This is a genomic window from Proteus sp. G2300, assembly GCF_009915965.1.
GTDB classification, from domain to species: domain Bacteria; phylum Pseudomonadota; class Gammaproteobacteria; order Enterobacterales; family Enterobacteriaceae; genus Proteus; species Proteus vulgaris.
In genome coordinates this window covers 1-3,784 of record NZ_JAABNK010000016.1, presented here as the reverse complement: position 1 = coordinate 3,784, position 3,784 = coordinate 1, and the positions used below count along the sequence as shown (strand labels likewise).

Here is a 3,784-nt window from a genome sequence, read left to right as displayed (position 1 = left end):
GGATCTTTATCCTTAAGTTCAATTGCAGGGAAGCCCGAATAAGCATACAAAGGCGGTAAGTTTGAATTTCTAGGAAATACAATAATTGCATCATTAAATTGATGTGGATATGGTACTTCTATCCTTTTGTTTTCTACCTTATTAGGTAATTCTACTTTTTCTGGATATGAGAACTTTTTATTTTCATTTGAATATTTTTGAATAATATTCCCTTGCAAACCAAGTCCACTATAAGAATCTGCTGGTAAAAGCGCATATTCTATTCCCAAATTTTTAATAACCATATGATAGCCATTGCCAATATAATTGGCGGGATACACAGGCACTTCTTTCGTCACCAATACACCATCGGTTCTAACTAACGCTGCACTCGCTTTATTATTTTCTTTAATTACAGCCATTCTTGCATTAACATTAACTGTACCGTTGTTTTTTGCAATTTCATTAAGTTTGCCAGACATTAAGTCAGGGTTATTAATTAAGTTTTCTGCAGGAATCGTAGACATAAGATCTAACTCATCAAATGAATTATTATCAAATTCACTAAATTCCATAAATTTTACTGAGTTTACATTATTATCATCAATACTATTTTCTTTACTGTATAAACTAATAACAGACTCTACCAATTTATCTTGAACTAAATTAACGGCTTCTTTTGTAAGAAAATATTTCTTTTTAAATGTTTCGAGTTGCTCAATAACAACACCATTAAAATGCATTACACCTTTATTGGTAGCTAATTCTCTATTGTTTGAGCTATTAGTTAGTTTATTATTATTACTAGAAATAATAACGGGCTTTTGTGGCTTATTTACTGTGATTTTAGTATTTGGATTGAAAGGTGATGACCCACCATTACCCACATTGGGAGACGGATATTCATCTTTATCACTATCAGCAAGAATAGGTATTTTTGACCATGGGAAATAATCTGATTTAGCCGCCGCCACCATTAACGTATCTACTCCATTATTTACAACCCAACCCCCATCAGTAATAAAGGCCCCATCTTCATCAGCACCTCCTGTAGTGTTATAAACAGTACCATTTTGCTTTATGTCTCGAATAACGTATTCGGGAAGATCAGGGAACTGATCAACGTTAGCTCTTGTTATAATCATTTAAATTCCTTTTTATATTTAATAGCATACAACCACTGTATGCAAACACAGTATAATCAATAGTAATCGTAATACAATTGTCTTATTTCGGCTATATTCGGAATGGTTATCATTAGTATTTAACTCATCCTTGAGTCAAATAAATATAATCAATCAGTTATCCATTTCTGGTGCACTATTGGTGTCCTGATTTTCTTCCTCTTCTTTCCGTCTACGTTCCTCTTCCGCTTTTTGCGACTCTTCCATCTCACCCACAATAAGTAGCACTAAAATTAAAATCGCTCAGTGTAATAAGCGAAATTGACTAAAATAAAAACAGTTAATTTATTGAAAATAAGAATTATTACTATTAGAATGATGAGTTATATGTTAGTGCTGGTTACACATTAGGGTCTAGGTATGACTAAAAAATACTATATTAATAATATGTTTTGGGGTTATTTTATGATGTTGGTGATGGTTTATCTTAATTATAACGATCACACTATTGAAGGTGTATTAATGTTAACTTTAAGTATACCTAGTGCTATTCTTTTTCCTTTCTCCAAAATTCTTATCGAAAATTTCGCATTAAAATATACAACAAAAAAATTCTGGAATACTGGGTTATTTATTAATACTCCGGCTAAGCATGGTGGAGTAGCTCTATACCACTTACTTTGTTTTATATTTTCAATTCCATTTAGCATGATATATCTAGCTCTATATTTCACAAAAAATAGGACAACCAATTAAAACCGATTATCCTATTGCCCTACATATTAAATACCGATCGCACCACTAACTTTTTCAACCAATGCATCATCAATCAAGGCACCTACTGTTGCGATGATTAGGGCATACCCTAAAATTCCAACAGGTCCGCCTATAATTAAACTAAAGGCAAAGGCCGTCAATGCCACCGAGGCTAGGCCAGCAGTAATTGAAGCTGCTTTAACAAAAAATGGACGCCAATTTCCCGTTTTAACTGCATTTTTAAATTCAACAAGTAATTCCACTGCATTAATCGCGTGGTTGGTATATCCAAGCCCTTTACTAAATTTGCCTAGGTTTGAAGCTAATTGTTTTGCATCAATAGATTCTAATGCTTTTATAATTGCGGCTCGATCTTTAGCATTAATTTTATTATTAATATTCTGCCCGTATTTCTCATATGTACGTAAAGCATCTTCTACATTTCTGATTGTTTTTCCTTTAGATTGTTCTGCTAACTCTCTAGATAATTGTGCTGCCTTTTTACCAAATTCCTGTGTTGCTTTTTCGTAAAATGAAATTGTGAATTTCACGCTATCTTTGATTTCATTAAATTCTTGCTCTTGCTGAGGGCGGGGATCTTTATCCTTAAGTTCAATTGCAGGGAAGCCCGAATAAGCATACAAAGGCGGTAAGTTTGAATTTCTAGGAAATACAATAATTGCATCATTAAATTGATGTGGATATGGTACTTCTATCCTTTTGTTTTCTACCTTATTAGGTAATTCTACTTTTTCTGGATATGAGAACTTTTTATTTTCATTTGAATATTTTTGAATAATATTCCCTTGCAAACCAAGTCCACTATAAGAATCTGCTGGTAAAAGCGCATATTCTATTCCCAAATTTTTAATAACCATATGATAGCCATTGCCAATATAATTGGCGGGATACACAGGCACTTCTTTCGTCACCAATACACCATCGGTTCTAACTAACGCTGCACTCGCTTTATTATTTTCTTTAATTACAGCCATTCTTGCATTAACATTAACTGTACCGTTGTTTTTTGCAATTTCATTAAGTTTGCCAGACATTAAGTCAGGGTTATTAATTAAGTTTTCTGCAGGAATCGTAGACATAAGATCTAACTCATCAAATGAATTATTATCAAATTCACTAAATTCCATAAATTTTACTGAGTTTACATTATTATCATCAATACTATTTTCTTTACTGTATAAACTAATAACAGACTCTACCAATTTATCTTGAACTAAATTAACGGCTTCTTTTGTAAGAAAATATTTCTTTTTAAATGTTTCGAGTTGCTCAATAACAACACCATTAAAATGCATTACACCTTTATTGGTAGCTAATTCTCTATTGTTTGAGCTATTAGTTAGTTTATTATTATTACTAGAAATAATAACGGGCTTTTGTGGCTTATTTACTGTGATTTTAGTATTTGGATTGAAAGGTGATGACCCACCATTACCCACATTGGGAGACGGATATTCATCTTTATCACTATCAGCAAGAATAGGTATTTTTGACCATGGGAAATAATCTGATTTAGCCGCCGCCACCATTAACGTATCTACTCCATTATTTACAACCCAACCCCCATCAGTAATAAAGGCCCCATCTTCATCAGCACCTCCTGTAGTGTTATAAACAGTACCATTTTGCTTTATGTCTCGAATAACGTATTCGGGAAGATCAGGGAACTGATCAACGTTAGCTCTTGTTATAATCATTTAAATTCCTTTTTATATTTAATAGCATACAACCACTGTATGCAAACACAGTATAATCAATAGTAATCGTAATACAATTGTCTTATTTCGGCTATATTCGGAATGGTTATCATTAGTATTTAACTCATCCTTGAGTCAAATAAATATAATCAATCAGTTATCCATTTCTGGTGCACTATTGGTGTCCTGATTTTCTTCCTCTTCTTT

General features: G+C 32.6%; 3 protein-coding genes. 1 reads left to right on the top strand and 2 read right to left on the bottom strand.

Annotated features, from left to right (window positions below):
- The coding region (locus tag GWI97_RS09385; protein WP_161751916.1) for an S-type pyocin domain-containing protein at positions 1-1,124 on the bottom strand (1,124 nt) is incomplete at its 3' end.
- Positions 1,125-1,523: 399 nt separating this feature from the next.
- On the opposite strand from GWI97_RS09385, the gene GWI97_RS09380 reads away from it, so the two are divergent.
- Positions 1,524-1,859, top strand: coding sequence for a colicin E1 family microcin immunity protein (locus tag GWI97_RS09380; RefSeq protein ID WP_115370743.1), 336 nt, complete (start codon positions 1,524-1,526; stop codon positions 1,857-1,859).
- A 26-nt stretch (positions 1,860-1,885) separates the two neighbouring features.
- Here GWI97_RS09380 and GWI97_RS09375 read toward each other — a convergent pair whose 3' ends face one another.
- A complete protein-coding gene (locus GWI97_RS09375) occupies positions 1,886-3,577 on the bottom strand; it encodes a colicin-like pore-forming protein (RefSeq protein ID WP_161751921.1) in 1,692 nt (563 codons plus the stop codon).
- Positions 3,578-3,784: the final 207 nt, after the last annotated feature.

Coding starts and splice junctions, on each gene's coding strand:
- GWI97_RS09380 (WP_115370743.1), top strand. CDS start 1,524: ATGACTAAAAAATACTATATTAATAATATGTTTTGGGGTTATTTTATG.
- GWI97_RS09375 (WP_161751921.1), bottom strand. CDS start 3,577: ATGATTATAACAAGAGCTAACGTTGATCAGTTCCCTGATCTTCCCGAA.